The sequence below is a fragment of the Micromonospora sp. LOL_013 genome (assembly GCF_048060315.1).
Taxonomy (GTDB): Bacteria; Actinomycetota; Actinomycetes; order Mycobacteriales; family Micromonosporaceae; genus Micromonospora_E.
In genome coordinates this window covers 21,604-47,246 of record NZ_JBHMIQ010000049.1, presented here as the reverse complement: position 1 = coordinate 47,246, position 25,643 = coordinate 21,604, and the positions used below count along the sequence as shown (strand labels likewise).

Sequence of the window (25,643 nt, the reverse complement as noted above, 5' to 3'; positions counted from 1 at the left end):
ACCAGCGGCCCGCCGCGTCCTGCGACACGGTCACCGTCGACGGCGCCGCGCCCTGCGGCAACGGTCGGGACCAGACGATGTCCAACGGTTCGGACATCTTCGCCAGGGTCAGCCGGCCGGCGCGCCACCGGAACCCGCTGGCGGTGTACTCCGCCGACCGCCGCGACCGCTTCCTCGACTTGAACGACGGATACCGGGCCCGTCTCGCCCAGAAGTCCACAGTCTAGCGATTCGGTGGTGAACCGTGAGGTTGGTGTGCGGTGGACACCGATCCACCTCGGCGACGGACCGGCTTTCCCTGTCCCGCTCCGCAGGAGTTCCGATTCCTCCCCCGGCCGCAACGCCGGAGTATCCACGGAAGGAGTTGATGACCTGACCAGGACCGGACGGGCGGCGCCCGATGTCGCCTAGCCCGTTCCTCGATCCCGATCTGGTCCACGGCGACCTCTACCGGGCCAACGATCGGCTCGCGGACCGCACCCGCACGCCTCGCGAAGGCAGAATCGCCGGCGGGACGCTGGCTTCGGCCCGAAACCCTCAGCTGAGCTAGGTGGGCAAGTGGACAGGAATCAGCCCACCACAGCCCGGACATCCGGGCTGTGGTGGGCTGATTTCGGCAGGTCAGCGTCCTCGCAGGTCAGCGCTTGACGTGCTCCGGAAACCGGGCGATCTGGGCGAACTCGTCGGCGTCCAGGCTGGCGCCGCCGATCAACGCGCCGTCGACGTCGACCTCGGCCATGATCGCGGCGATGTTCGCCGCCTTGACCGAGCCGCCATACAGGATCCGGGTCTGGTCGGCGGTGGCCTGGTCGTACGACTCGGCCAGCCGGGCCCGGACCGCCCCGCACACCTCCTGTGCGTCGGCCGGGGTGGCGGTCTTGCCGGTGCCGATCGCCCAGACCGGCTCGTACGCGATGACGACCTTGACCACCTGCTCGGCGGTCAGCCCGGCCAGTGCGGCGTCGACCTGGTCGCGGCAGTGCGCGACGTGACCGCCGGCCTCCCGCACCTCCAGGCCTTCGCCGACGCACAGGATCGGGGTGATCCCGTTGGCCAGCGCGGCGGCCACCTTGGCCTTGACCACCGCGTCGTCCTCGTTGTGGTACGCCCGCCGCTCCGAGTGGCCGACGGTGACGTACTGGCAGCCCAGCTTCGCCAGCATCGCCCCGGAGATGTCACCGGTGTAGGCGCCGGAGGCGTGCGGCGACAGGTCCTGAGCGCCGTAGCCAATGGCCAGCTTGTCCCCGTCGATCAGCGTCTGCACGCTGCGCAGCGCGGTGAACGGCGGCAGCACCGCCACCTCGACGTCGGTGAGCTGCTGCTCGTTCAGGCTGAACGCCAGCTTCTGGACCAGCGCGATGGCTTCCAGGTGGTTGAGGTTCATCTTCCAGTTGCCGGCCATCAGCGGCCGGCGGGCAACGGTCTCAGGCACTGCTCTCACTTCTCCAGGGCGGCGATGCCGGGCAGGGTCTTGCCCTCCAGGTACTCCAGCGAGGCGCCCCCGCCGGTCGAGATGTGCCCGAAGGCGGACTCGTCGAGGCCGAGGGTGCGCACCGCAGCCGCCGAGTCACCGCCGCCGACGACGGTGAAGCCGTCGACCTTGGTGATCGCCTCGGCGACACCCCGGGTACCGGCGGCGAACGGCGCCAGCTCGAACACGCCCATCGGGCCGTTCCAGAACACCGTCCGGGCCCCGGCGAGGGCCTCGGCGAACGCGGCGACGCTGCGCGGGCCGATGTCCAGGCCGAGCCGGTCGGCCGGGATCGCGGCGGCGTCGACCACGTCGTGGTCGGCGTCGGCGGCGAACGCGGTGGCGGCCACCACGTCCACCGGCAGCACGATCTTGCCGGCGGCCCGCTCCAGCAGGTCACGGCAGGTGTCGACCATCTCGGCCTCCAGCAGCGACTTGCCGACCTCGTGGCCCTGGGCCTTGAGGAAGGTGAAGCACATGCCGCCGCCGACCAGCAGCTTGTCGACGGTCGGCAGCAGCGCCTCGATGACGGCGAGCTTGTCGGAGACCTTCGACCCGCCGAGCACCACGACGTACGGCCGCTCCGGCGCGCCGGTCAGCTTGCCGAGCACCTCGACCTCGCGGTGCACCAGCAGGCCGGCGACGTGCGGCAGCCGCGCCGGTACGTCGTACACGCTGGCGTGCTTGCGGTGCACGGCGCCGAACGCGTCGTCGACGTACGCGTCGGCGAACGCCGCCAGCTGGTCGGCGAAGGCACCCCGCTCGTCGGCGTCCTTGCTGGTCTCCCCCGGGTTGAACCGCAGGTTCTCCAGCAGCGCGACCTGCCCGCCGGTCAGGGCGGCGACGGTGGCCTGCGCCGAGGCACCGACGGTGTCGGTGGCGAACGCGACCGGCGCACCGAGCAGCTCACCGAGCCGGGCGGCGACCGGGGCCAGGGTGTACTTCGGGTCCGGGGCGCCCTTGGGCCGACCCAGGTGGGAGCAGACCACCACGGCCGCGCCGGCGTCGCGCAGCGCGGTCAGGGTGGGCAGCACCGCCCGGATCCGGCCGTCGTCGGCGATGACCCCCGGGTTGTCCTTCTCGAACGGGACGTTCAGGTCGGCGCGCAGCAGCACGCGCCGACCCGACACACCCTCGGCGAGAAGGTCGTCGAGAGTGGTTACCTGGCTCACAGGGACGCGCCCACCAGCTTGACCAGGTCCACCAGGCGGTTGGAGTAGCCCCACTCGTTGTCGTACCAGCCGACGACCTTGACCTGGTCGCCGATCACCTTGGTCAGGCCGGCGTCGAAGATGCACGACGCCGGGTCGGTGACGATGTCGGCCGACACGATCGGGTCCTCGGTGTAGGTGAGGATGCCGGCGAGCGGGCCCTGCGCGGCGGTCTTGACCGCGGCGTTGACCTCTTCGACGGTGGTCTCCCGGCCGACGGTGACGGTCAGGTCGGTGGCCGAGCCGGTCGGGATTGGCACCCGCAGCGCGTAGCCGTCCAGCTTGCCCTTGAGCTCCGGCAGCACCAGGCCGATCGCCTTGGCGGCGCCGGTCGAGGTCGGCACGATGTTCAGCGCGGCGGCGCGGGCCCGACGCAGATCCTTGTGCGGGCCGTCCTGCAGGTTCTGGTCCTGGGTGTACGCGTGGATGGTGGTCATCAGGCCACGCTCGATGCCGAACGTGTCCTGCAGCACCTTCGCCATCGGGGCGAGGCAGTTGGTGGTGCAGGAGGCGTTCGAGATGATCGTGTGCTTCGCCGGGTCGTACTGGCCGTCGTTGACGCCGAGCACGACGGTGAAGTCCTCGTTCTTGGCCGGGGCCGAAATGATCACCTTCTTGGCGCCGCCGTCGACGTGCGCCTTGGCCTTGGTGGCGTCGGTGAAGAAGCCGGTCGACTCGATCACCACGTCGGCGCCGAGCTCGCCCCACGGCAGCTTGGCCGGGTCGCGCTCGGCGAGCGCCTTGATGGTCTGCCCGCCGACGGTGATCTCGTCGCCGCTGGCCTTCACCTCGTGCGGCAGCCGGCCCAGGATGCTGTCGTACTTGAGCAGGTGCGCGGTGGTCGCGGTGTCGCCCAGGTCGTTGAAGGCGACGATCTGGATGTCCGCGCCGGAGGCGAGCACCGCCCGCGTGAAGTTACGGCCGATACGGCCGAAGCCGTTGATGCCAACCCGGATGGTCACAGGTCCCATCTCCTTGCTTCTCGCCCGTCCGGGCCGGAGCCGGACGGATTGGTGTGCGCCGACCGCGTGGCGGGCCGGGCGCCGATCAGATGATCCGGCTGGTCACGCCGCAGCCGTACGTGGCTCGGGCGGGACACCCGAGGCGGTGGTCGCGGCGGGAGAGCCGGGTGCCGGCCCCGTCGCCGTACCCTGCGACCCTATCCGAGAAGCCCGTGCCGTGTTGCGCCGGGGCGTCCGGTCACCCTGGTTCACAACTGGTGTTCACCCGACGAGCATCTCCGCCGTCACCGCGTCCTCGGTGTCCGGAATGCCGAGATCGCGGGCCCGCTTGTCGGCCAGCGCCAGCAGCCGCCGGATCCGCCCGGCGATCGCGTCCTTGGTCAGCGGCGGGTCGGCCAACGCGCCCAGCTCCTCCAGCGACGCCTGGCGGTGCTCCAGCCGCAGCCGGCCCGCCGACGTCAGATGCCGCGGGGCGTCGTCGGCGAGGATCTCCAACGCCCGGGTCACCCGTGCGGCGGCGGCCACCGCCGCACGGGCCGAACGGCGCAGGTTGGCGTCGTCGAAGTTGGCCAACCGGTTCGCGGTGGCCCGCACCTCCCGGCGTACCCGCCGCTCCTCCCAGGTCAGCACGCTGGAGTGCGCGCCGATCCGGGTGAGCAGCGCGGCGATCGCGTCACCGTCCTTGACCACCACCCGGTCGACGCCGCGCACCTCGCGTGCCTTGGCGGCGATCCCCAGCCGCCGGGCGGCCCCGACGAGCGCCAGCGCCGACTCCGGCCCCGGGCAGGTGATCTCCAACGCGCTGGACCGGCCCGGTTCGGTCAGCGACCCGTGCGACATGAACGCGCCCCGCCAGGCCGACACGGCGCAACAGACGTTCGCCGACACCAGGTGCGGCGGCAGGCCACGCACCGGCCGCCCCCGCACGTCCAGCAGCCCGGTCTGCCGGGCCAACGCCTCGCCGTCCTTGACCACCCGGATGATGAAGTGGTTGCCCTTGCGCAGCCCGCTCGGGCTCAGCACGTGGATCTCACTCGAGTAGCCGTAGACGTCGGCCACCTCCCGGCGCAGCCGCCGGGCCACCGCGTTGGTGTCCAGCTCGGCCTCGACGACGACCCGGCCGGCGACGATGTGCAGCCCGCCGGAAAAGCGCAGCAACGCGGCCATCTCGGCACGACGGCAGCACGGCTTGGGCACATCGACCCGGCTCAGCTCGTCCTTGACGGCAGCGGTCATCGCCATAGTCATTCACCTCACGGGGGCCGGTTAGACGGCGGGTACCGATACGTACGTGCTTAACGAGCGGACCCCAGGACAGGCACCAGGGCGGCACCCAACGCGACCGGATCGTGCCGGGGGCTGCCGTCGGCGACCGCCAACGGGGCGAGCGTCAAACGCGCACCCAGCGATTCTGCCGCACGGGCCGCCGGGCCGGGATCGCCGACCGCCGTGCCGTCGGCGAGCACTGTGTCGACCTGCAGCTGCGGCAGGTACCAGCTGAGCGCGGCGAGGTGGTCGGCGACCGACAGCCCGAGGGTCTCCTTCTCCGCCGCCAGGTTCAGGGTGACCAGCCGCCGGGCCGGGCTGGCCACGATCGCGGCGGCCAGGTCCGGCACCAGCAGATGCGGGATGACGCTGGTGTACCAGCTGCCCGGCCCGAAGATCAGCCAGTCGGCGTCGCGCACCGCCGCCAGCACCGGCTGGCAGGCGGCCGGCGCCTTCGGTTGCAGCCGTACCGACTCGACCCGGCCCCGGGTGACCGCCACCGCGTGCTGGCCCCGGACGGTGACCACGTCGGTCGGCCGGCGCGGGTCGCCGCCGCGCACGTCGGCTTCGATCGACACCGGCTCGCAGGACATCGGCAGCACCCGGCCGGTCGCACCGAGCAGCCGGCCGACGTGGTCGAGCGCGGCGACCGGGTCGCCGAGCAGCTCCATCAGCCCGCAGAGCACCAGGTTGCCGACCGCGTGCCCGGTGAGCGGATCGGGTCGGTCGGTGGCCGGTGCCTCCCCCGGCACCGGCACGAACCGGTGCTGGAACAGCTCGGCGGTCAGCTGGTCGGCCGGCGCCGGCCCGGCGAGCGCGGCGAGCGCCTGGCGCAGGTCGCCGGGGGGCAGCGCGCCCCGGTCGGCCCGCAGCCGACCGCTCGACCCGCCGTCGTCACCGACCGTAACCACCGCGGTGAGGTCCAGCGCCAGGTCGGCACCGGCATGGCGCAGGCCACGCAGCGAGGCGGCCAGCCCGTGCCCGCCGCCGAAGGCCACCACCCGCAGTACGCTCACTCGCGCCCCAGGTCGCGGTGCTGGGCGTTGACCGACAGCCGGGCCTGACGCAGCCGTACGGCGAGCTCCTCGGCGATCGCCACGCTGCGGTGCTTGCCGCCGGTGCAGCCGACCGCCACGGTCAGATAGCGTTTGCCCTCCCGCTCGAACCCGGCGGTGGTGGCGTTGACCAGCTCGGCGTAGTTGCGGACGAAGTCGTCGGCGCCTTCCTGGCTGAGCACGTACCCGCTGACCGACGTCTCCCGGCCGGTGTACTCGCGCAGGTCCGGGACCCAGTACGGGTTGGGCAGGAACCGCGCGTCGATCACGAAGTCGGCGTCCGGCGGCAGCCCGTACTTGAAGCCGAACGACAGCACGGTGATCCGCAGCCGGCGGGCGTCCTCGCCGCCGAACAGCTCCTCGACCCGGCGCCGGAGCTGGTTCTCGTTCAGATGACTGGTGTCGATGATCACATCGGCCTGGTCGCGGGCCTCGGCGAGCAGGTCCCGCTCGGCGGCGATGCCGTCGGCCAGCCGGCCGTCGCCCTGCAGCGGATGCGAGCGCCGGACGCTTTCGAACCGGCGGATCAGCACGTCGGCGGCGGCGTCGACGAAGACCACCCGGGGCTGGTAGCCGCGCTCCTTGAGCGCGCGGATCGCGCCGACCAGGTCGGTGGAGAAGGCGCGGCTGCGCACGTCCAGCACCATCGCGGTCCGCCGGGCCGCCCCGCCGGCCCGCATCGCCAACTCGGCCATGTCGAGCAGCAGCGCCTGCGGCAGGTTGTCCACCACGTAGTAGCCGACGTTCTCCAGGGCCCGGGCCACCGTGCTGCGTCCACCTCCGGACACCCCGGTGACCACGACCAGCCGGGCCTCGTTCTGGTCGGCCGCGGTGCCGGCCGGTTCGCCGTCGTGCACGGCGCTGCTGGCCAGGTCGTCGACCGCCGCGACGCCGTCCGGTGTGTCGTCGGCCGGCCGGGTGATGTCGTCGCCCGGGTTCAGGCTGTCCTGCCTCACGGTCCTCCTGCCTCGGGTACGCGGCGCGCCAGGTGCGCGCAGGTCGGCACCACAGATGGGATTCTAGGTGCGATCCGCGCCGTCATCCGGCGACCCGGCGAGCGCAGCGACGATCGTCTCCGCGGTCCGCCGTCCGATGCCGGGTACCTCGGTGATCTCGTCGACGGTCGCCGAGGCGATCCGCCGGACCGAACCGAAGTGCCGCAACAGCGCTTTGCGGCGGGTCTCGCCGAGACCGGGCACCTGGTCCAGCCCGGAGGCGGTCATCCGCTTCGACCGGCGCTGCCGGTGGTAGGTGATCGCGAACCGGTGCGCCTCGTCGCGGATGCGTTGCAGCAGGTAGAGCCCTTCGGAGGTGCGCGGCAGGATCACCGGGTAGTCGTCGCCGGGCAGCCACACCTCCTCCAGCCGCTTGGCCAGCCCGCACAGCGCCACGTCGTCGACGCCGAGCTCGGCCAGCACCGTCGCGGCGGCCTGCACCTGCGGCGCACCGCCGTCGACGACGACCAACTGCGGCGGGTACGCGAACCGGCGCGGCCGCCCGGTCTGCGGGTCGACACCCGCCGGAGGCTGCCCCACGTCGACGGTCGGCTGCGGCGATGCCCCGTCCGGGGTCGCCTGCGGCGGCACGTCGGCCGCGGGCCCCTGCGGCGGCGGCTCGTCGGCGGGCTGGCGGTGGCGGGCGAAGCGTCTACGCAGCACCTCGCTCATCGCGGACAGGTCGTCGGTCGCGCCGCGGACCGCGAACCGACGGTACTCGGCCTTGCGGGGCAGCCCGTCCTCGAACACCACCAGGCTGGCCACCACGTCGGTGCCCTGGATCTGCGACACGTCGAAACACTCGATGCGCAGCGGCGCGGTTGCCAGCCCGAGCGCCTCGGCGATCTCCTCCAACGCCTGGCTGCGGGTGGTCAGGTCACTGGCCCGGCGCAGCTTGTGCCGGGTCAACGCCTCGCCGGCGTTGCGGGCCACGGTCTCCATCAGGGCGCGCTTGTCGCCGCGTTGCGGCACCCGCAGCGTCACCCGGCTGCCCCGGCGGGCGGTCAGCCAGTCGGCGAGCGCCGGTGCGTCCGCCGGCAGCTCGGGCACCAGCAGCTCCCGGGGCACGTCGGTCTCGCCCTGCTCGGGGCCGTACACCTGGGTGCAGAAGTGGTGCACCAGGTCGGCGGTGGTCAGCTGCTCGACCTTCTCCACGACCCAGCCGCGCTGACCGCGCACCCGGCCGCCGCGGACGTGGAAGACCTGCACCGCGGCCTCGAGCGGGTCCTCGGCGAAGGCGACCACGTCGGCGTCGGTGCCGTCACCGAGCACGACGGTCTGCCTCTCCATCGCCTTACGCAGCGCTGCGACGTCGTCACGCAGCCGGGCGGCCCGTTCGAACTCCAACGCCTCGGCGGCGTCGTGCATGTCCCGCTCCAACCGGCGCACCATGGTGTCGGTGCGCCCGGCCATGAAGTCGCAGAACTCGTCGACGATCGCCCGGTGCCCGGCGGTGTCGACCCGGCCGACGCACGGCGCCGAGCACTTGCCGATGTCGCCGAGCAGACACGGCCGCCCGACCTGTCCGGCCTGCCGGAACACCCCGGCCGAGCAGGTCCGGGCCGGGAAGACCCGCAGCAGCAGGTCGAGGGTCTCGCGGATCGCCCAGGCATGCGAGTACGGCCCGAAGTAGCGCACCCCTTTTCGTTTCGCCCCGCGCATCACCTGCAGCCGGGGAAACTCCTCGTCCAGCGTCACCGCCAGGTACGGATAGGACTTGTCGTCCCGGTAGCGGACGTTGAACCGGGGGTCGTACTCCTTGATCCAGAGGTACTCCAGCTGCAGCGCCTCGACCTCGCTGCCGACGGTCACCCAGTCGACCGACGCGGCGGTGGTGACCATCTGCTGGGTGCGCTGGTGCAGCTGCCACAGGTCGCCGAAGTAGGAGTTGAGCCGGCTGCGCAGGCTCTTGGCCTTGCCGACGTAGATGACCCGCCCGGTGGGATCACGGAACCGGTAGACCCCCGGCGAGTCCGGGATGGTGCCGGGGGCAGGGCGGTAGCTGGACGGATCTGGCATCGCCGTCAGCGTAGTCCAGGGCTGTGACAGCTCCGGTCGTCCGCGTCCGCGTGGGCGGCACGCACCCGGCGGACGCGGACGACCGGACCCGTCAGGCCACCGAGATGGTCTCGCCGTCGACGGTGACGGTCTTCTCCTCCAACGGCGACGGTGCCGGGCCGGAGAGCACCGAGCCGTCGGAGATGGAGAAGCTACTGAAGTGGCAGGTGCAGTTGATGGTGCCGTCGTCGAGGTTTGCGACCGGGCAGCCCTGGTGGGTGCAGATGTTGCTGAACGCCTTGAACTCACCCTCGACGGGCTGGGTGACCACGGCCCCCTGAGCAGCGAGGATCACGCCACCGCCGACCGGGACCTGGCTGGTGGTCAGGCCGTCGCCGCCGGAACCGGTGTCGCCGCCGGTCTCCGTGCCGCCGGTGGGGTCGTTGCCGGCCGGAGTGTCGGTGGCGCCGGCACCCAGAATGTCGTCGTCGCCGGTGCCGCACGAAGCGAGCGCCACGGTCGCTCCGACCCCGCTTGCGCCGATCAGCAGCGCCCGGCGGCTGGTCGGACCGGTGTCGGTCGTCGTCTGGTGCTCAGTCATTCAGCTTGCCTCCTGTCAGTTGCCACGGCTGGTCGTCCATGGCCACGCCAGTAGAAACGGCGAGGCGTCACGAACGGTTCATCCCGGAATGACGGCAGGACCATGATCCATGCGCAGCCGTAGACGCCGCTGTACGTCGCTGTGTCAATGCTGTGCGACCGCTTCGGCGGCGCGCCGTGCACCGGAGGAGCCACGCTTCGCCCTGGTCGACGTCCCGGTCGTGCGGCCGGCCGCGCCGTTGGCCTTTGCCGCGCGGGCGGAGGCGGCGGCCGATCCGGCGGCGGAGCCGGTAAGCCCGAGGACCGGGCGCAGGAACGCCCCGGTGTGGCTCTCGGCGACCTCGGCGACCTCCTCCGGCGTGCCGGCGGCCACCACGGTGCCGCCCCGGTGCCCGCCCTCCGGTCCCATGTCGATCAGCCAGTCGGCGGTCTTGATCACGTCGAGGTTGTGCTCGATGACCACCACCGTGTTGCCCTTGTCGACCAGGCCAGCCAGCACGGTCAGCAGCTTGCGGATGTCCTCGAAGTGCAACCCGGTGGTCGGCTCGTCGAGCACGTAGACGGTCCGGCCCGTGGAGCGTTTCTGCAGCTCGGAGGCGAGCTTGACGCGCTGCGCCTCGCCGCCGGACAGGGTCGGCGCCGGCTGCCCCAGCCGCACGTAGCCCAGCCCCACGTCGACCAGGGTCTTCAGGTGCCGGTGGATCGCCGGGATGGCCTCGAAGAAGTCGGCCGCCTCCTCGATCGGCATCTGCAGGATCTCGGCGATGGTGCGGCCCTTGTAGTGGACCTCGAGGGTCTCCCGGTTGTACCGGTCGCCCTTGCAGACCTCGCATGGCACGTAGACGTCCGGCAGGAAGTTCATCTCGATCTTGATGGTGCCGTCGCCCGAGCACGCCTCGCACCGGCCGCCCTTGACGTTGAACGAGAACCGCCCCGGACCGTAGCCGCGCACCTTGGCCTCGGTCGTCTCGGCGAACAACCGGCGGACGTGGTCGAACACCCCGGTGTAGGTCGCCGGGTTCGACCGTGGGGTACGGCCGATCGGCGACTGGTCGACGCCGACGACCTTGTCGACGTGGTCCAGCCCGGTGATCCGGGTGTGCCGGCCGGGCACCAGTCGGGCGTTGTTGATCTGGTTGGCCAGCACGGTGTAGAGGATGTCGTTGACCAGCGTCGACTTGCCGGAGCCGCTGACCCCGGTGACGGCGATCAGCTGGCCGAGCGGGAACGTGACGGTCAGGTTGCGCAGGTTGTGCTCGCGGGCACCGTGCACCACCAGTTCCCGGCCGGGCGTCGCCGGCCGCCGGGTGGCCGGCACCGGGATGACCTTGCGACCGGACAGGTACGCCCCGGTCAGCGACTCCTCGCTGGTCAGCAGCTCGTCAACCGGCCCGCTGTGCACGATCCGGCCGCCGTGCTCACCGGCGCCGGGCCCGATGTCGACGATCCAGTCGGCGGTCCGGATGGTGTCCTCGTCGTGCTCGACGACGATCAGCGTGTTGCCCAGGCCACGCAGCCGCACCAGAGTCTCGATCAGCCGGTGGTTGTCCCGCTGGTGCAGCCCGATCGACGGCTCGTCCAGCACGTACAGCACCCCGACCAGGCCGGAGCCGATCTGGGTGGCGAGCCGGATCCGCTGCGCCTCGCCGCCGGACAGGGTGCCGGCCGGGCGGTCCAGCGACAGGTAGTCCAGGCCGACGTCGACCAGGAACCGTAGCCGGGCGTTGATCTCCTTGAGCACCCGCTCGGCGATCATCTTCTGCCGGTCGGTGAGCACCAGCCCGCCCAGCAGGTCGGCGCACTCGCCGACGGACAGCCCGGTCACCTCGGCGATGTTGCGTCCGGCCACGGTGACCGCGAGCACCTCGGGCTTGAGCCGGGCGCCGCCGCACGACCCGCACGGCACGTCCCGCATGTAGCCTTCGTACTTCTCCCGCGACCACTCCGACTCGGTGTCGGTATGCCGCCGCTCGATCCACTGCACCACGCCCTCGAAGCCGGTGTAGTAGGACCGCTCCCGGCCGTACTTGTTGCGGTAGCGGACGTGCACCTGGTCGTCGGCGCCGTACAGGATGGTCTTCTGTGCCCGGCTGGGCAGCTTGCGCCACGGGGTGTCCAGGTCGAAGTGCTCCGCCTCACCGAGCGCGGCGAGCAGCCGGGCGAAGTACTCCTGGGTCTGCCCGCCGGACCACGGCTGGATGGCGCCGTCGCGCAGGGACCGCTCCACGTCCGGGACGACCAGCTCCGCGTCGACCTCCTTCTTGGTCCCCAGACCGACGCACTCCGGGCAGGCACCGTACGGCGCGTTGAACGAGAAGACCCGCGGCTCCAGGTCCTCGATCGCCAACGGATGGTCGTTCGGGCAGGCCAGGTGCTCCGAGAAGCGCCGCTCGCGGGCCGGGTCGTCCTCGGCGAGGTCGACGAAGTCGAGCAGCACGATGCCGCGGGTGAGGCCGAGCGCCGACTCCACCGAGTCGGTCAGCCGGCGCCGGGCGCTCGCCTTGACGGTCAGCCGGTCGACGACCACCTCGATGGTGTGCTTCTCCTGCTTCTTGAGCTTCGGCGGCTCGGTCAACGGGTGGACCACCCCGTCGACCCGGGCCCGGGCGTACCCCTTGGCCTGCAGGTCGGCGAAGAGGTCGAGGTACTCGCCCTTACGGCCGCGCACCACCGGGGCGAGCACCATGAACCGGGTGCCCTCGGGCATGGCCAGCACCCGGTCGACGATCTGCTGCGGGGTCTGCCGGGAGATCCGTTCGCCGCAGACCGGGCAGTGCGGCTCGCCGACCCGGGCGAAGAGCAGCCGCAGGTAGTCGTAGACCTCGGTGATCGTGCCGACGGTGGACCGCGGGTTGCGCGAGGTGGACTTCTGGTCGATGGAGACCGCCGGGGAGAGCCCTTCGATGAAGTCGACGTCCGGTTTGTCCATCTGGCCGAGGAACTGCCGGGCGTACGACGACAGCGACTCGACGTACCGCCGCTGCCCCTCGGCGAAGATGGTGTCGAACGCGAGGCTCGACTTGCCCGAGCCGGACAGCCCGGTGAACACGATGAGCGCGTCACGCGGCAGGTCGAGGCTGACGTCGCGGAGGTTGTGCTCACGCGCGCCACGGATGATCAATCGGTCGGCCACGGTCCGCCTGCTCCCGTAGAGGCGCACAAAGGTGCGTTTTCTGTCAGGTGTCTGAATCGTCACATTTGACGGCGCCGGGTCAGTAGGTCTGCGCCGACCCGGCCGATGCCTCGGCAACTGTAGCCCCGGGCTCCGACAACTCTGCCCGACCACGTCGTCACCCGATCGGGGTATCCCGGTACCGGTCCCGCCAATACCGCCCGGGCGATCCGGATCTCCCGGCATACTGCACATACTGGTCAAGTCACCCATTGACCTGGCGTGGAGCAGGGGTTCCTCCACGTGTCAGCGGGCCGGCCCGTCCGATCGGGGGGTGGGACGGGTCGGCCCCCGCTGCCGTCCGGCCAGCACTGACCGGCCAAGCCGGCAATGTCGGGCCGGTCGGCGGCACCGTATTCTCTGATCCCATGTCCGACGCGGTCTCCGACGCCACGGTCGACGCGAAAGCTACGCCCGATGCGAGAGTCATGCTCGATGCGAAACCCAAGCCCGACGCGTCCGTATACGGCGACGGGTCGCCGCCCGGCGCGACGGGGCAGCAGTCCTCCCGCCGCCGTGGTGGCCGCTGGCTGCGTCTCGCCCTGCTCGTCGCGGGGCTGTCGCTACTCCTGGTGGCCGGTGGTACCGCCACCGCCGGATGGCTGTACGCCCGATCCGTCGAGTCGCACGTCGACAAGGTGGAGATCTTCACCGCACTGCCCGAGGCGCAACGCCCGGTCAAGGCCGTCGAGCAGGCGAAGAACTTCCTGATCGTCGGCAGCGACTCCCGGGATCCGGACACCTCCGGTTCCCGCACCGACACGATCATCCTGGCGCACCTGCCGGCCGACCGCAGCGGCGTACAGATGATCTCCATCCCCCGGGACACCTGGGTCCAGGTTCCGGACCCGGACGGCGGCGGCCGCCAGGACAAGATCAATTCCGCGTACGCAACCGGCGGGACGCCGCTGCTGGTGCAGACCGTGGAGGCGTTCACCGGAGTCCGGATCGACCACGTGGTGCTCATCGACTTCGCCGGCTTCGCCGAGATCATCGACGCCGTCGGCGGAATCGAACTCGCCGTCGACGAGTCGTTCACCTCGGTCCACCCGCCGTACCGGCAGTTCACCGCCGGGCTGCAGCAGATGGACGGCGACACCGCGCTGGACTACGCCCGGCAGCGCAAGCAGTTCGCCGACGGCGACTTCACCCGGGTACGGCACCAGCAGGAAATCATCGCGGCGGTGCTGGACCAGGCCAGCGGCAGCGGGCTGCTCACCAGCCCGGGCCAGCTGGACGACTTCCTGCGCGCCACCGCCGACGCGGTCACCGTGGACGAGGGCACCTCGGTGTTCGACACGGTGTGGGCGCTGCGGCAGCTGCGCAGCACCGACCTGACCATGCTCACCTCGCCGTCGGCGGGCACCGGCCAGCAGGCCGGGCAGAGTGTCGTCTTCCCCGACGAGGCGGCCGCAGCAGACCTGTACGCGGCGGTCCGTGGCGACACCGTCGACGACTGGCTGCGCGAGCACCCGACCGGCCGCTGACCCGGCCCGTCACCGCTGCCGGTAACGTGCCCGGTTGTCCTTCGAGATCCGCTTCCACTTGGCCCGCTCGGCGGCGGCCAGCCGCGCGTCCCGGCGACGCATCTCGTGCGCGACCTCCCGCTGCAGGCGCTGCCAACTCTCCCAGCGGCGCACCGGCAGGTCGCCCGACTCGATCGCGGCACGCACCGCGCAGCCCGGCTCACCGCTGTGCGCGCAGTCGGCGAACCGGCAGGCGGCGGCGAGCTCGGCCACGTCGGAGAACGCCTCGTCCAGGCCGTCGGCGGAGTCCAGCAGACCCACCGCCCGTACGCCCGGGGTGTCCAGCACCGCCCCGCCGCCGGGGATCGGGATCAGCGCCCGGTAGGTGGTGGTGTGCCGGCCCTTGCCGTCAACCCGGCGGATGGCCTGCACCCCCATCACCTCGGTGCCGGCCAGGGCGTTGACCAGCGTCGACTTGCCCGCCCCGGACGGCCCCAACAGTCCCAGAGTGCGACCGGGCGCCACGAGCCGGGACACCTCGTCGATGCCGTCACCGCGTTGCGCGCTGACCGTGATCACCGGTACGCCCGGTGCCACGGCGGACACCTGGTCGCCCACCGCCGCTGGGTCGACCGCAGCATCACACTTGGTCAGCAGGACCACCGGCTCGGCGCCGGACTCCCAGGCCAACGCCAGGAAGCGTTCGATGCGGCCCAGATCGGGTGCCGGGTGCATCGGTTCGACGACGGCGGCCGTGTCGACGTTGGCGGCGAGCACCTGCCCAGTGGAGTCCTTGTCGGCGGTACGGCGCACCAGCGCGGTCCGCCGGGGCAGCACCTGCTCGACGGTGGTCCGCTCGTCCGGCCAGGTCCGCACCAGCACCCAGTCGCCGGCGCAGGGCAGGGCCACCGGGTCGGACGCGGCGGCGGTGAGGACCGCGCCGGCGACACTGGCCCGCATCGGTCCGTCGGCCACCAGTACGGTGCACACCCCGCGGTCCACCCGGGCCACCCGGCCGGGCTGGTGGTCGGTGTCGGGAGCCGGCAGGGCACGGTCGTGGAAGGCGTCCCAGCCGAGGGACGCGAGATCGAACGTCATGAGAACCCTTGTCAGGTCGTGGGGTGCCCGCCGGCCGGACCGGCCGGACGACCCCGGTGGGAAGGAGAGGCGGACGGACCGCAGGGGACAGTCACGGTCACCACCACCTCCCTCCGGAGAGCTCTGCCTGACGCGTCACGGCAACGGTAGCCTTCTGACGGCAGCCGGGGAAAGCCAATTCCGCCCAGCCACAACCAGCAGGAGGTTCCGGTGCCCTACCAGGGAGACGTCACCGTAGGCGGCGCGCCGGACGTCCGGGAGCTGACCGGGCTCACCATCACCAAGATCGCGGTCGGGCCGATGGACAACAACTCCTACCTGCTGCGCTGCACCAGCTCCGACGAGCAGGTGCTGATCGACGCGGCGAACGAGGCACCCCGGCTGCTGGAGCTGATCGGTCCGGCCGGGCTCGCCGCCGTGGTCACCACCCACCAGCACATGGACCATTGGGTGGCACTGGAGGAGGTGGCCGCCGCGACCGGGGCCGCCTCGCTCGCCCACCCGGCCGACGCCGACGGGCTGCCCCTGGTCACCGCCACCATCGCCGACGGCGACCGGGTCGCGGTCGGCGACTGCGAACTGGAGGTCGTCCACCTGGTCGGACATACGCCCGGCTCGGTCGCCCTGCTCTACCGGGATCCGCGCGGGGTGGCGCACCTGTTCACCGGCGACGCGTTGTTCCCCGGCGGGGTCGGCAACACCCGCGGCGACCGGCGCAACTTCTTATCGCTGATCGACGACGTCGAGCGCAAGCTGTTCGACCGGCTGCCCGACGACACCTGGTTCTACCCCGGTCACGGGAAGGACTCCACGCTCGGTGCCGAGCGTCCGGCGCTGCCGCAGTGGCGGGCCCGCGGTTGGTGACCCGTCACCGGCGACGCGGCGACGGTCAGATCGTGCGGCGACCGCCGGTCACGGCGAGCACCTCGCCGGTGGTGTAACTGGACTCCTGCGAGGCGAAGAAGACGAACGACGGGGCCAGCTCCGCAGGCTGCGCCGGCCGACCGATCGGCGACGTGGTGCCGAACTTGCCCACCGCCTCCGGCGGCATGGTCGCCGGGATCAACGGCGTCCAGACCGGCCCGGGCGCCACCGAGTTGACCCGGATCCCCTGGTCGACCAGGTTCGCCGCCAGCCCTTTGGTGAAGTTCACGATGCCCGCCTTGGTGGTCGCGTAGTCCAACAACGACGGCGACGGATCGAACGCCTGGATCGACGACGTGTTGATGATGCTGGACCCCGGCGGCATGTGCGGCACGGCCGCCCTGCAGATCCAGAACAACGCGTACAGGTTGGTCTTCAGCACCCGGTCGAACTGCTCGGTGGAGATCTCCGCGATCCCCTTCTCCTGCGCCATCTGGTACCCGGCGTTGTTGACCAGGATGTCGATGCCGCCGAGCTCCTCGACGGCGCGTCGCACCAGCTCCACGCACTGATGCTCGGTGGTGATGTCGCCCGGTACCGGCACCGCCCGCCGGCCGGCCGACTCGACCAGCCGGACCGTCTCCCGGGCGTCGCGCTCCTCCTGCGGCAGGTACGACAGCACGACGTCGGCACCTTCCCGGGCGAACGCGAGCGCCACCGCGCGGCCGATCCCCGAGTCCCCGCCGGTGATCACCGCCCGCCGGTCGGTCAACCTGCCGGAGCCCCGGTAACTCTCCTCGCCGTGGTCCGGCGGCGGGTCCATCCTGGCCCCGGTGCCCGGCGGTGGCTGCTTCTGCACCGGCTGCCCCCGCCGCTGACCGTACTGCTCCGTCGGATCCTGCCGGATGTGCTGGTCGGCCATGATCGTTCGCTCCTCACGGTACGGGCGCAACGGGTGTGAACACCGCAGCCGTACCCACACCACCCCGGACCGAAACCGTCGGCTGGTCCCCCGGCACCGGCATCCACCCCCGGCAGGTTTGAGCCACCCGCCGGCGGGCAGCCGTCGTTCGGCATCACCAGACCCGGCTCTCCACGGCCGGCCGGGACAGGACGGGCGGCGTGACCGGATGGGCACACGGGACGCAACGGACACCGCCGGCGCGATCCGGGCGGCCCCGACCCTCGGACCGCCCCGGCTCTGGCCGCTGGCCGTGCTGACCGTCGGGGTGACCCTGCTGGCGGCCACCGGCGCGCTGCCCCGCTGGCCCGGCCTCGCGCACCTGGTCGCCCTGCCCCCGGTCGACCTGTACACCGACCTGCGGCTACTGCTGACCAGAGCGCCGTCCCGGCCGTGGTTCGCCGCCGGGCTGATCGGGGCGCTGGCGGTACGGGTGAGCGTGCTGGCGCTGATGCTCGGCGGACTGGACCGGCAACGGTTACGCCTGGCCGCCACCGTCTACCTCACGGCGCTGCCGGTCCTGCTGTTCGCCGCCGAGGCCACCTACATCGCCGCCGCCGTCCTCTACTCCCGGCTGTTCTGGGCCGGCGTCGGGCTGATGGCGCTGGTCGTGGCCGTCGTCATCACGCTGCCCTGGCAGGGCACGACGCGGCTGCGCCGGGCCTGGCGGCGCGCCTGGCGCCACGGGCTGCGGGTCGAGGTGACCGTTCCGTACGCGGCCGCCCTGATCGGCCTCGGCGTGCTCGCCGAACAGGTCCCGGCGCTGCAGCTGGTCGCGGTGCCGGTCTCCGGGGCGTTGACCGCGGTCGCGGTCCGGCTGCTCGCCCGCCCGGCACCGGCGTTCCCCCGGCTGCGACTCGCCGGCGCCACCATGCTGTTCCTGGTCGCGACCGCCGTGTTCATCGCCACCAGGTCGGTGCCGGTCACCGACCCGGCCGCACCACGTGCCGGCTCCATCCTGCTGATGAGCGGAATCAACTCCGCCTCCGGCCGGGGCACCATCTTCGGCACCCGCACCGACGTCCTCGGCTACACCTGCGCGCAGACGTTCTACTTCTCCTACGCCGGCCCCGGCGACGGCCAGCCGCAGGGCCGGGCCCGCTGCCCGATCCGCACCGGCGCCCCGTACGACCGGACGGACACCCAGCGGCCGTTCGCCGAGCAGGTGGCCATCTTCGCCGACCAGGTCCGGGACCTGCCCCGCCCGCTGGTCGTCGCCGCCCACTCGCACGCGGTGTGGGTGGCCTGGGAGGCGGTGACCGGCGCAGTCACCGCGCAGGTCGACGAGCTGATCCTGATCGGGCCGTTCCCGGACAGCCCGGCCGGCTACCTCCCGCCTGGGCGCGACGGACCCGGTCGGGTCGGCAGCGACCTGTTCCGGCTGCTGGTGCCGATCTCCGACTGGGTGGACTTCCACTTCGAGCCGGACGCCCCGGCCGCCCGGGAACTGCTCGCCCCGGCCAACGGCGGGGCCACCGTGCTGACCGAGCCGCTGCCACCGCCGGTGCGGGCGGTGGCGGTCACCTCGGCGACCGACCTGCCACTCATGCCGCACGGCTGGCGGCTGCCGGTCGCCCGCAACGTCTGCCCGGTCCGCGAGGCACACCCCTTCCTGCCGGACACCCCGGCGTTCTACCACGAAGTCAACCGGTTCCTCGACGACGAACCGCCGCTGCCCTGCCCACCGTGGCGGGACTGGGGCCGGCCGATGGCGCTGCCGTTCGGCGTACCCCCGATGGACTGACCCCTGCCCACCGAGACCGGGAGGAAACCCATGGCCAGACATCTCGACGACCGGGCCGTCGTCGTCACCGGAGCGTCCAGTGGAACCGGCCGGGCCTGCGCCCACCGCTTCGCCGCCGCCGGCGCCACCCTGGTGCTGCTGGCCCGCCGCCGGGACGCGCTGGAGACGGTGGCGACCGAATGCCGCGGGCGGGGCGGGCAGGTGCTGGTGGTCCCGCTCGACGTGACCGACGCCGACGCCGTCGCCGACGCCGCCCGGCAGGCCGTCGCCCGGTTCGGCCGGATCGACGTCTGGGTCAACAACGCGGGGGTCAACCTGTACGGCGCGGTCGAGGAAACCCCCGCACACCTGTGGCATCAGGTGGTGCGAACCAACCTGTTCGGCACGTACCACGGCATCCGTGCCGCGCTGCCGTGGTTGCGGGACCAGGGACACGGGACCCTGATCACCGTCTCGTCGGTGCACGGCTGGGCGCCGACGCCGCAGCAGAGCGCCTACGCGGCGAGCGCGCACGCGATCCGGGCGCTGAGCGACTGCACCCGGCAGGAGGTTCGTGACGTGCCCGGGATCGCGGTGTGCACGGTGCTGGCGGGGCCGGTGGACACCCCAATGTCACGCAGCGCCGCGAACTGGACCGGTCGGCGGATGGTGCCGCCGGCCCGCCCCTGCCACCCCGACGAGGTGGCCAGGGCCGTCGTCCAGCTGGTCCGCCGCCCTCGCCGGGAGGTCCGCGTCGGGCCCGGTGCCCGGCGCGGGGTGCTCGCCGCCCGGCTGCTGCCGGCGCTGACCGAGCGGGCCCGCGCCCGGGCCGCCCGGCGGACCCAGGTCGCCGACGTCCCGGTCGGCTACACCGCCGGCAACCTGCTACGACCCATGCCGCTCGGTGCCCGGGTCGACAGCGGCCGGCGTACGGCGTACCCCGCCTCGCGTGGTGCCCGATGAGTCCGCTGCTGACGCCGTCGCCGCCCGGCTCGCCGACACCGCCGCCGGCCACCCGGCAGGTCGAGGTGCCGGCCCCGCCGATCTGGCGGGTCCGGGCCGGCGCGCCCTCGGACACCATGTGGACGATCACCAGCCTGTGCTGGGACCGACCGGCGGCGCCGGCCGACCTGGCTCCGGCCGACCGTCGGCCGCCGATCGTGCTGGTGCACGGGCTCGGAGTCGCCGCCGGACTCGGCGTACCGGTGGCGGGTCGGCTCGCCGCCACCGGCACCGTACTGGCCCCGGACCTGCCCGGCTGCGGCCGCAGCAGCAAGCCGCAGCCGGTGCCCGGCATCGCCGAGCTCGGCACCGCTGTGGCCAGCTGGCTGCCCGCCGTGGTCACCGCCCCGGCCGTACTGGTCGGTGTGTCCCTCGGGTGCCAGGTGGTGCTGGAGGCGGCCGCCCAGGCCCCCGACTGGGTGTCGGCGGTGGTGCTGGCCAGCCCCACGGTGGATCCGGGTCGCCGCACGTGGCGCGGCCAACTGTGGCGCTGGCAGGCCGAGCAGACCACCCAGTCCGTCCGGCTCAAGCGGATCCAGCTGACCGACTACCGCCGGGCGGGCGTGGGGCCGGTGCTGCGAACCTTCTCGGCGGCGCTGGCCGACCGGCCCGAGGACACGATCCGCCGGGTCGGCGCGCCGGTGCTGGTGTGCCGGGGCACCCGCGACCCGCTGGTGTCCGACCAGTGGGTCGCCGAACTGCGCCGGCAGGCCCCCGACGCCCGGCTGCGCCGACTGCCCGGCGTGGTGCACGCGATGAGCCACGACAACCCGGCCGAGTTCGCCCGGGTGGTCCACGGCTTCCTCGACGAGCTCGCGACGACCGGCGGAGGTGTCGACGGTGCCCGCACCCGCGTTCCTGGCTAGCTTCGACTCGGCCTCGGCGATGCTGCTGGCCACCGCCGCGTACCTACGGGGTGAGTCGTTTCCCGCCCTCGGCCAGTCGACGCTGTTGAAGCCGCTGGTGAAGGCGACCGACCTGCTGCCGGGCCGGGCCAGGGAGAAGGCGTTCATCGTCGGCGGGCTGACCGAGGCGGTACGGGCCGCGAAGATGGGCCGCATCGACGTGGCAGACGTTTCCCGGTGGGTGACCCGGGAGTACCCGCGGCGCCGCTACCCGGCGGTGGCGGTCGGCTCGTCCAGCGGCGCGCTGGTGCACCTGTGGGCAGCGCTGGGGGTGCCGTGGCTGCCGCAGACCTTCTTCATCCCGGTCGCCCAGCGGGTGCATCCGGACGATCCGACGACCGCGTTGCGCAAAGGCCTGAAGCCGGGCCGGGCGCTGCTCGACGCCAACCCGGACATCCAGCTGCACCACATGCACGACGCCAACCAGGACCGGTTGATGGTGCGGGCGCTGACCTACTTCCGGTTCAAGCGCCGCACTCTGGGTGCGGAGTACGAGGCGTTCCTCCGGGATCGGCTGGCGCCTGGTGGGACGATCATCCTCGCCGACTGCCGCAAGCAGTGGCGGACCACTGCGGTCGGTGAGCGGCATGTGTTCCAGCACGGTGCGGTCGGCGGTGCCACCCAGAACGAGTTCCACCGGGGTGGCCCCCGGGTGGCCGCGTACCTGCACCGCTACGACTCTCCGGTACGCCGGTGGGTCGGTCCGGAACCGGACAGCGTCAGTCCGGAGGCGGAGTGGGGTTTCGCCCCGGAACTGGCTGAGGACGTCGACCGGTTCGCCGCCGAGAACGGCTACCAGGTCCGACGGATCGGGTTCGAGCGGCCGTCGGCGCCGTCGCCGATGGTCGCCGACCTCTACCAGTGGTGGTACCGGCAGCGGCGCATCCCGGCGCGCCGGCTGCTGATCGAATCGTTCATCGTGCTCGACCCGTGGTGGACGTTGCGGACCGGCTCGGTGCCCTACTGGATGACGTTCACCATGGATCCGAGCCTGCGCGACGTGCAGCGCTACCTGGACGAACGGGAACCGTTCGCCGACATCCATCTGGCGCTGTTCCAGAACGGTGTGCCGGACGCGGTGGGCTGGCCACCGCCCGAGCGGTGGCAGGCGGTGCTCGACCGGGCCACCCGCAGCGGGCGCTACCTCGGCCGGAACCTGGCGGACTTCCCCTGTGAGATGTCGCTGTACGCACGGTACGACGAGGCGCTGCAGGCGATCCCGGCCCGGTATCCGATGCCGGGTCACCTGACCCTCGCCCAGTTCGACGACTTCTGGCGGCGGTCCGGCGGGTACCCGGGCGTCAGCTGGGAGTCCCTGACACCGGCCGGGTGAGGCCCCGGGCCGCACCGGACCGCTCAGTTCTGCAGGAAGCCCTGGGCGACCCGGGCCTCGGCCAGCAACCGCGAGCAGGCGGCCGGATCCGACTCGGTGATGGTGGGCACCTCGTCCTCGCCGCTGAGGCTGCGCAGGAACGCGAGTTCGGCGGGCCCGATGTGCCGGACCTTGCCGCTGTCGTGCACGACGTAGATCGGGTTCGGGGTCTGGATGGTGCACTGCACGAGGTACATGACGGTGTCTCCCGGGTCGTCGAGGTCGTCGATAATCCATCGTGGTCGGGGTGGTACCGGCGGTCGGATCGCGGTGACGATCTGCGCTGCTCGGGCGACGATCGTCGGTTTCTGAGCGACGATCGCCGGACCGGGACACTGGCTGTGTCCCCAGTCGAAGCCGTTCTCGGCACCCATGCTGTGGTGGCCCAGTCCGCGTTCGCGCGGGCTGTTCGCGTTGCGGACCGGCACGCCGTGTTCGAGGTGTGATCGGGCCAGCAGTTGGGCGTTCGCCTCCAGCTGGGGTGCGGTGAGCCGGTCCGGCAGGAACCCCTCGTTCTCGATACTGAGCCAGGTGCGGTTGCCGGCCCGCTGTGTCCACGCCCGGATCTCGGTGTCGACCATCTGCGCGATGCGCCCGTCCTTGGCCACGACGAAGTGCGACGACACCCGCGACGCGGGGTTGCGCTGCCAGGCGATGGTGCCCTCGAAGTATCCGGCGGCGATGTGCACCACGATGCCGTGGTGCGCGTCGAGGCGGTCCTCCGGCTCGTTCAACGCACCGGTGCCGTTGCCGCTGTTCACGGTGGGACCCCGCCAGGTAGCGAGATCGGTCCAGATTCCCATGTGGTGGTGCCTCCTTTCCCAGCCGGCGGATGGGGTGGGTGGATCGATTCCGGTCGGCGTCGGAGGAACGTGGGACCGTGGACCGGCTCGGCCGTCGCCTGCCGGGTGGCCCCGCTCACCGGGGCGGTTCCGCTCGCCGGTGCGGGCGCCGCCGCGACATCAGGTCCACTGTGCGCACCGGCTGGCCAGGCCGGTGACTCACCTCGACTGGCACGTCCGGCGACAACTCGACTCCGGTCCTCCCGGTGTCGTCAGTCTTGGTGACCGACGCCCTCCCGACGGTGCCATGTATCGAGAATAGCGTGACTAACAAGCTCCTGACCAGGGCAAATAACTCTGAGTATTGGCGACGATGCGCAGGGTGTGAGTCGCTGCCGACTCTGACCGGATGACACCGGCCCGCCGCCGGAAGATCCTCAGTCCTGTGTGACCGGCAACCAGACCACCGACGGCCGCTGCGGGTCGTGGAAGATCCACCGTTCGCTGCTCCGCAGCCGGGCGGCGGTACCCAGCGGCTCGCCGGATCCCGGGTTCCTCGCCCACCGCGGATGCGCGCCACCGCTGACCTGTACCCGTAACCGCTCCCCTGCTGCCAGCCGGCAGGCGGTCGGCCAGAGGGTCACCGGCACCCGGACCGCCTCGCCGCCCGCCTCGCCATCCACCCGGGACAGTCCATCACAGATGTTCCAGGATCTACCGCGCCGGTCGACGCGGCACAGCCGGACGAACACGTCGAAGTACGCGACGCTGCAGCGGACGTACACCTCGGCCGTCACCGGGCCGATCAGCTCCACCGGCCGGTCCAGCGGCCCGCTCGTATAGGTCAGCACGTCCGGGCGGGCCTCCAGCTCCCGGTTGTTGCGCACCCCGGCGTGCTGGGCGATCAGCATCGGCCCGCCCACCGCCGGAGTCGGTGCGGCCGGGTCGTAGCGGTGCCGGTCCGGCGCCGACCGGGGCGGCACCGACCGGCCCAGCCGACCGTCCGGCCACAGGTACCACCCGGTGGTCGTCACCGGCGGCGGCCAGTCGGCGAGGTCACGCCACCCGGCCCCGGCGACGTGCACCCGCACCGGCCGGTGCCCGGACGCGGCGGGCCCTTCGCCGAAATGGGTCGCGAAGAACTCCGCCGCCTCCCGGTACGCCGTGACGAACAGCCCGGGACTGCCGTGCGTCCACGGCCCGACGGTGAGACGGGGCCGCCGGCCCGCCGCCCGCAACGCCGCGTAGTCGGCCAGCTGAGCCGGCAGGAAGATGTCGTGCCAACCGGTCACCATCGACACCGGGGCCCGGACCTGGGCGACCTCCCGGTGGAAGGTACGGGGCAGCCAGTACGGTGCCGCCGGACGGTGCTGGGTGAGCCACTCCTGGAAGAACGGCACGGTGGCGCCGGTCGCGACCCGGTCAGCCTCGGCCAGTGGCAGGTGCGCCAGACCTGCGGTCAGCCGGGGCAGGCCACGACGTAGCTCACGCTGGCGGGTCAGCCACGGCACCTGCTGGGCCGACATCAGCTCCGCCCAGGTCAGCACCGTGTCCAGCGAGAACCCCCCGCCGGAGTACGTGGAGTCGCGGGTCTGCGCGGCGGTGACCACCGCGACCATCGCCCGCAGGTCGTCGCCAGCGTGGGCGGCCGTGGCCCACTGCCCGAAGCCCTGGTAGGAGATGCCGAAGGTGCCGAGCCGGCCGTCGTACCAGGGTTGCCGGCGCAGCCACTCCAGGGTGTCCAGCCCGTCGGCCCGCTCGTGCAGCAGCGGCTCGAACAGCCCGTCGGACCCGAACGTGCCCCGGCAGGACTGGACGACGCAGTGCCAGCCACGGCGGGCGAACAGCAGACCGAGCAGCCGGACCGGACCGCCCCGACCGTACGGGGTCCGGATCAGCACGGTCGGCGCGGTGCCCGCACCCACCGGCCGATAGTGGTCGGTCCGCAGCCGCAACCCGTCGCGGGTCCGCACGGCGAGGTCACGCCGGATCCGCACCCGCGACGGACCCCCGGCCCCGAACCGCCGCAGGCCCGCAACCCCGAACCGCCGCAGGCCGGCGACACCGTGCCGCCGATCGGGCCGGCCGCCGGCTACGCCGTCAGCGCCCACGGCCACCGTCCCGGGCGGCGGCGCGCACCTCGTCTCGGTGCGCCCGGGTTGACTCGCCCATCGCTGCCAGGAACCGGCGGACCGTCTCCAACTCGTCGTCGGTGAAGTCGGCCATCACGGCGTCGGTACGCCGGCCCAGCGGGGCGAAGAACTCGCGGGCCAGGGTGGCGCCCTCGGCCGCGTACCGCAGCCGCACCTTGCGCCGGTCGTCCGGGTCCCGGTCGCGGTACAGGTGTCCGGCCCGCTCCAGCCGGTCCACCAGTGCGGTGACCGAGCCGGAGGTCAGATTGAGGTGTGCGCCCAGGCCGCCCGGGGTGATCGGTTCCCCGCTCTGTTCGGCATCCATCACCGCGATCAGCGCCTGCAGGTCGGTGGCGTGCAGGTCGTGCAGTGCGGCGAAGGCGTGACCGACGTGGCCGGCGTCGACGGTGTAGCTGCGCAACCGGCGGATGATCTCCGCCACCACCGCTGACCGACCGCTCGGCCGGGTCCCCCATACACCGGCGCCCACCGTGTGCCCTCCGATCCGTGCCCTGGCCTGACCCTATCCCAGCCTGGATATAATCTTGATGAACGAGATACTGGATAACCGTGGGATTTTGCCCCCGCCCAACCGGCGACGAACGAGG

General features: G+C 72.2%; 20 protein-coding genes. 6 read left to right on the top strand and 14 right to left on the bottom strand.

Going from position 1 to position 25,643, the window contains the following annotated elements; translation table 11 throughout:
* Positions 1-637: 637 nt before the first annotated feature.
* The 9 genes from tpiA to uvrA form a co-directional block, all read right to left on the bottom strand.
* Positions 638-1,402, bottom strand: coding sequence for a triose-phosphate isomerase (gene tpiA, locus ACFHWS_RS25740; protein ID WP_416555633.1), 765 nt, complete (start codon positions 1,400-1,402; stop codon positions 638-640).
* A gap of 35 nt (positions 1,403-1,437) precedes the next feature.
* Positions 1,438-2,643, bottom strand: a complete 1,206-nt coding sequence (locus tag ACFHWS_RS25735) for a phosphoglycerate kinase (RefSeq protein ID WP_416555462.1) — start codon at positions 2,641-2,643, stop codon at positions 1,438-1,440.
* Entirely contained in the window at positions 2,640-3,644 is a 1,005-nt protein-coding gene (gene gap / locus ACFHWS_RS25730) for a type I glyceraldehyde-3-phosphate dehydrogenase (protein WP_416555464.1), read from the bottom strand. The genes ACFHWS_RS25735 and gap overlap by 4 nt, the downstream gene beginning before the upstream one ends.
* 261 nt (positions 3,645-3,905) lie before the next feature.
* Complete coding sequence (whiA, locus tag ACFHWS_RS25725) at positions 3,906-4,886, bottom strand: DNA-binding protein WhiA (protein ID WP_123602428.1); 981 nt, start codon at positions 4,884-4,886, stop codon at positions 3,906-3,908.
* 53 nt (positions 4,887-4,939) lie between these two features.
* A complete protein-coding gene (locus tag ACFHWS_RS25720; protein ID WP_416555466.1) occupies positions 4,940-5,926 on the bottom strand; it encodes a gluconeogenesis factor YvcK family protein in 987 nt (328 codons plus the stop codon).
* Positions 5,923-6,822, bottom strand: a complete 900-nt coding sequence (gene rapZ / locus ACFHWS_RS25715; RefSeq protein ID WP_416555635.1) for an RNase adapter RapZ — start codon at positions 6,820-6,822, stop codon at positions 5,923-5,925. Before rapZ ends, ACFHWS_RS25720 begins: the two co-directional genes overlap by 4 nt.
* Before the next feature lie 162 nt (positions 6,823-6,984).
* Positions 6,985-8,979 carry an excinuclease ABC subunit UvrC gene (gene uvrC, locus ACFHWS_RS25710; RefSeq protein WP_416555468.1) on the bottom strand — a complete coding sequence of 665 codons (1,995 nt, stop codon included), beginning with the start codon at positions 8,977-8,979 and terminating at the stop codon, positions 6,985-6,987.
* Positions 8,980-9,070: 91 nt separating this feature from the next.
* The gene (locus tag ACFHWS_RS25705) at positions 9,071-9,559 is read right to left on the bottom strand and encodes a Rieske (2Fe-2S) protein (protein WP_416555470.1); all 489 of its coding nucleotides are present in this window, start codon (positions 9,557-9,559) and stop codon (positions 9,071-9,073) included.
* Positions 9,560-9,703: 144 nt separating this feature from the next.
* Positions 9,704-12,691 carry an excinuclease ABC subunit UvrA gene (gene uvrA / locus ACFHWS_RS25700; protein WP_416555472.1) on the bottom strand — a complete coding sequence of 996 codons (2,988 nt, stop codon included), beginning with the start codon at positions 12,689-12,691 and terminating at the stop codon, positions 9,704-9,706.
* A gap of 407 nt (positions 12,692-13,098) precedes the next feature.
* On the opposite strand from uvrA, the gene ACFHWS_RS25695 reads away from it, so the two are divergent.
* A complete protein-coding gene (locus tag ACFHWS_RS25695; protein ID WP_416569283.1) occupies positions 13,099-14,217 on the top strand; it encodes an LCP family protein in 1,119 nt (372 codons plus the stop codon).
* A gap of 9 nt (positions 14,218-14,226) precedes the next feature.
* Here ACFHWS_RS25695 and rsgA read toward each other — a convergent pair whose 3' ends face one another.
* A complete protein-coding gene (gene rsgA / locus ACFHWS_RS25690) occupies positions 14,227-15,294 on the bottom strand; it encodes a ribosome small subunit-dependent GTPase A (protein ID WP_416569282.1) in 1,068 nt (355 codons plus the stop codon).
* Between the two features lie 210 nt (positions 15,295-15,504).
* On the opposite strand from rsgA, the gene ACFHWS_RS25685 reads away from it, so the two are divergent.
* Positions 15,505-16,158 (top strand): MBL fold metallo-hydrolase, encoded by a 654-nt coding sequence (locus ACFHWS_RS25685; RefSeq protein WP_416555474.1) that lies wholly within the window; start codon positions 15,505-15,507, stop codon positions 16,156-16,158.
* Between the two features lie 25 nt (positions 16,159-16,183).
* On the opposite strand, the gene ACFHWS_RS25680 is transcribed toward ACFHWS_RS25685, so the two are convergent.
* Positions 16,184-17,080, bottom strand: a complete 897-nt coding sequence (locus ACFHWS_RS25680) for an SDR family oxidoreductase (protein ID WP_416555476.1) — start codon at positions 17,078-17,080, stop codon at positions 16,184-16,186.
* Between the two features lie 208 nt (positions 17,081-17,288).
* Here ACFHWS_RS25680 and ACFHWS_RS25675 point away from each other — a divergent pair, with 208 nt between their 5' ends.
* The 4 genes from ACFHWS_RS25675 to ACFHWS_RS25660 are packed head-to-tail and all read left to right on the top strand — an operon-like array spanning position 17,289 to position 22,082.
* Entirely contained in the window at positions 17,289-18,863 is a 1,575-nt protein-coding gene (locus ACFHWS_RS25675) for a hypothetical protein (protein ID WP_416569281.1), read from the top strand.
* Positions 18,864-18,893: 30 nt separating this feature from the next.
* Positions 18,894-19,805 (top strand): SDR family NAD(P)-dependent oxidoreductase, encoded by a 912-nt coding sequence (locus ACFHWS_RS25670; protein WP_416555484.1) that lies wholly within the window; start codon positions 18,894-18,896, stop codon positions 19,803-19,805.
* Entirely contained in the window at positions 19,802-20,710 is a 909-nt protein-coding gene (locus ACFHWS_RS25665; protein WP_416569280.1) for an alpha/beta fold hydrolase, read from the top strand. The genes ACFHWS_RS25670 and ACFHWS_RS25665 overlap by 4 nt, the downstream gene beginning before the upstream one ends.
* The gene (locus ACFHWS_RS25660) at positions 20,685-22,082 is read left to right on the top strand and encodes a hypothetical protein (RefSeq protein WP_416555488.1); all 1,398 of its coding nucleotides are present in this window, start codon (positions 20,685-20,687) and stop codon (positions 22,080-22,082) included. The genes ACFHWS_RS25665 and ACFHWS_RS25660 overlap by 26 nt, the downstream gene beginning before the upstream one ends.
* 23 nt (positions 22,083-22,105) lie before the next feature.
* Here the strand turns inward: ACFHWS_RS25660 and ACFHWS_RS25655 are convergent, their stop codons facing one another.
* The 3 genes from ACFHWS_RS25655 to ACFHWS_RS25645 form a co-directional block, all read right to left on the bottom strand.
* The gene (locus ACFHWS_RS25655; RefSeq protein WP_281550432.1) at positions 22,106-22,924 is read right to left on the bottom strand and encodes an N-acetylmuramoyl-L-alanine amidase; all 819 of its coding nucleotides are present in this window, start codon (positions 22,922-22,924) and stop codon (positions 22,106-22,108) included.
* 416 nt (positions 22,925-23,340) lie between these two features.
* Entirely contained in the window at positions 23,341-24,957 is a 1,617-nt protein-coding gene (locus ACFHWS_RS25650; RefSeq protein ID WP_416555639.1) for a CocE/NonD family hydrolase, read from the bottom strand.
* 46 nt (positions 24,958-25,003) lie between these two features.
* Entirely contained in the window at positions 25,004-25,525 is a 522-nt protein-coding gene (locus ACFHWS_RS25645) for a MarR family winged helix-turn-helix transcriptional regulator (RefSeq protein WP_416569279.1), read from the bottom strand.
* Positions 25,526-25,643 lie beyond the last annotated feature (118 nt).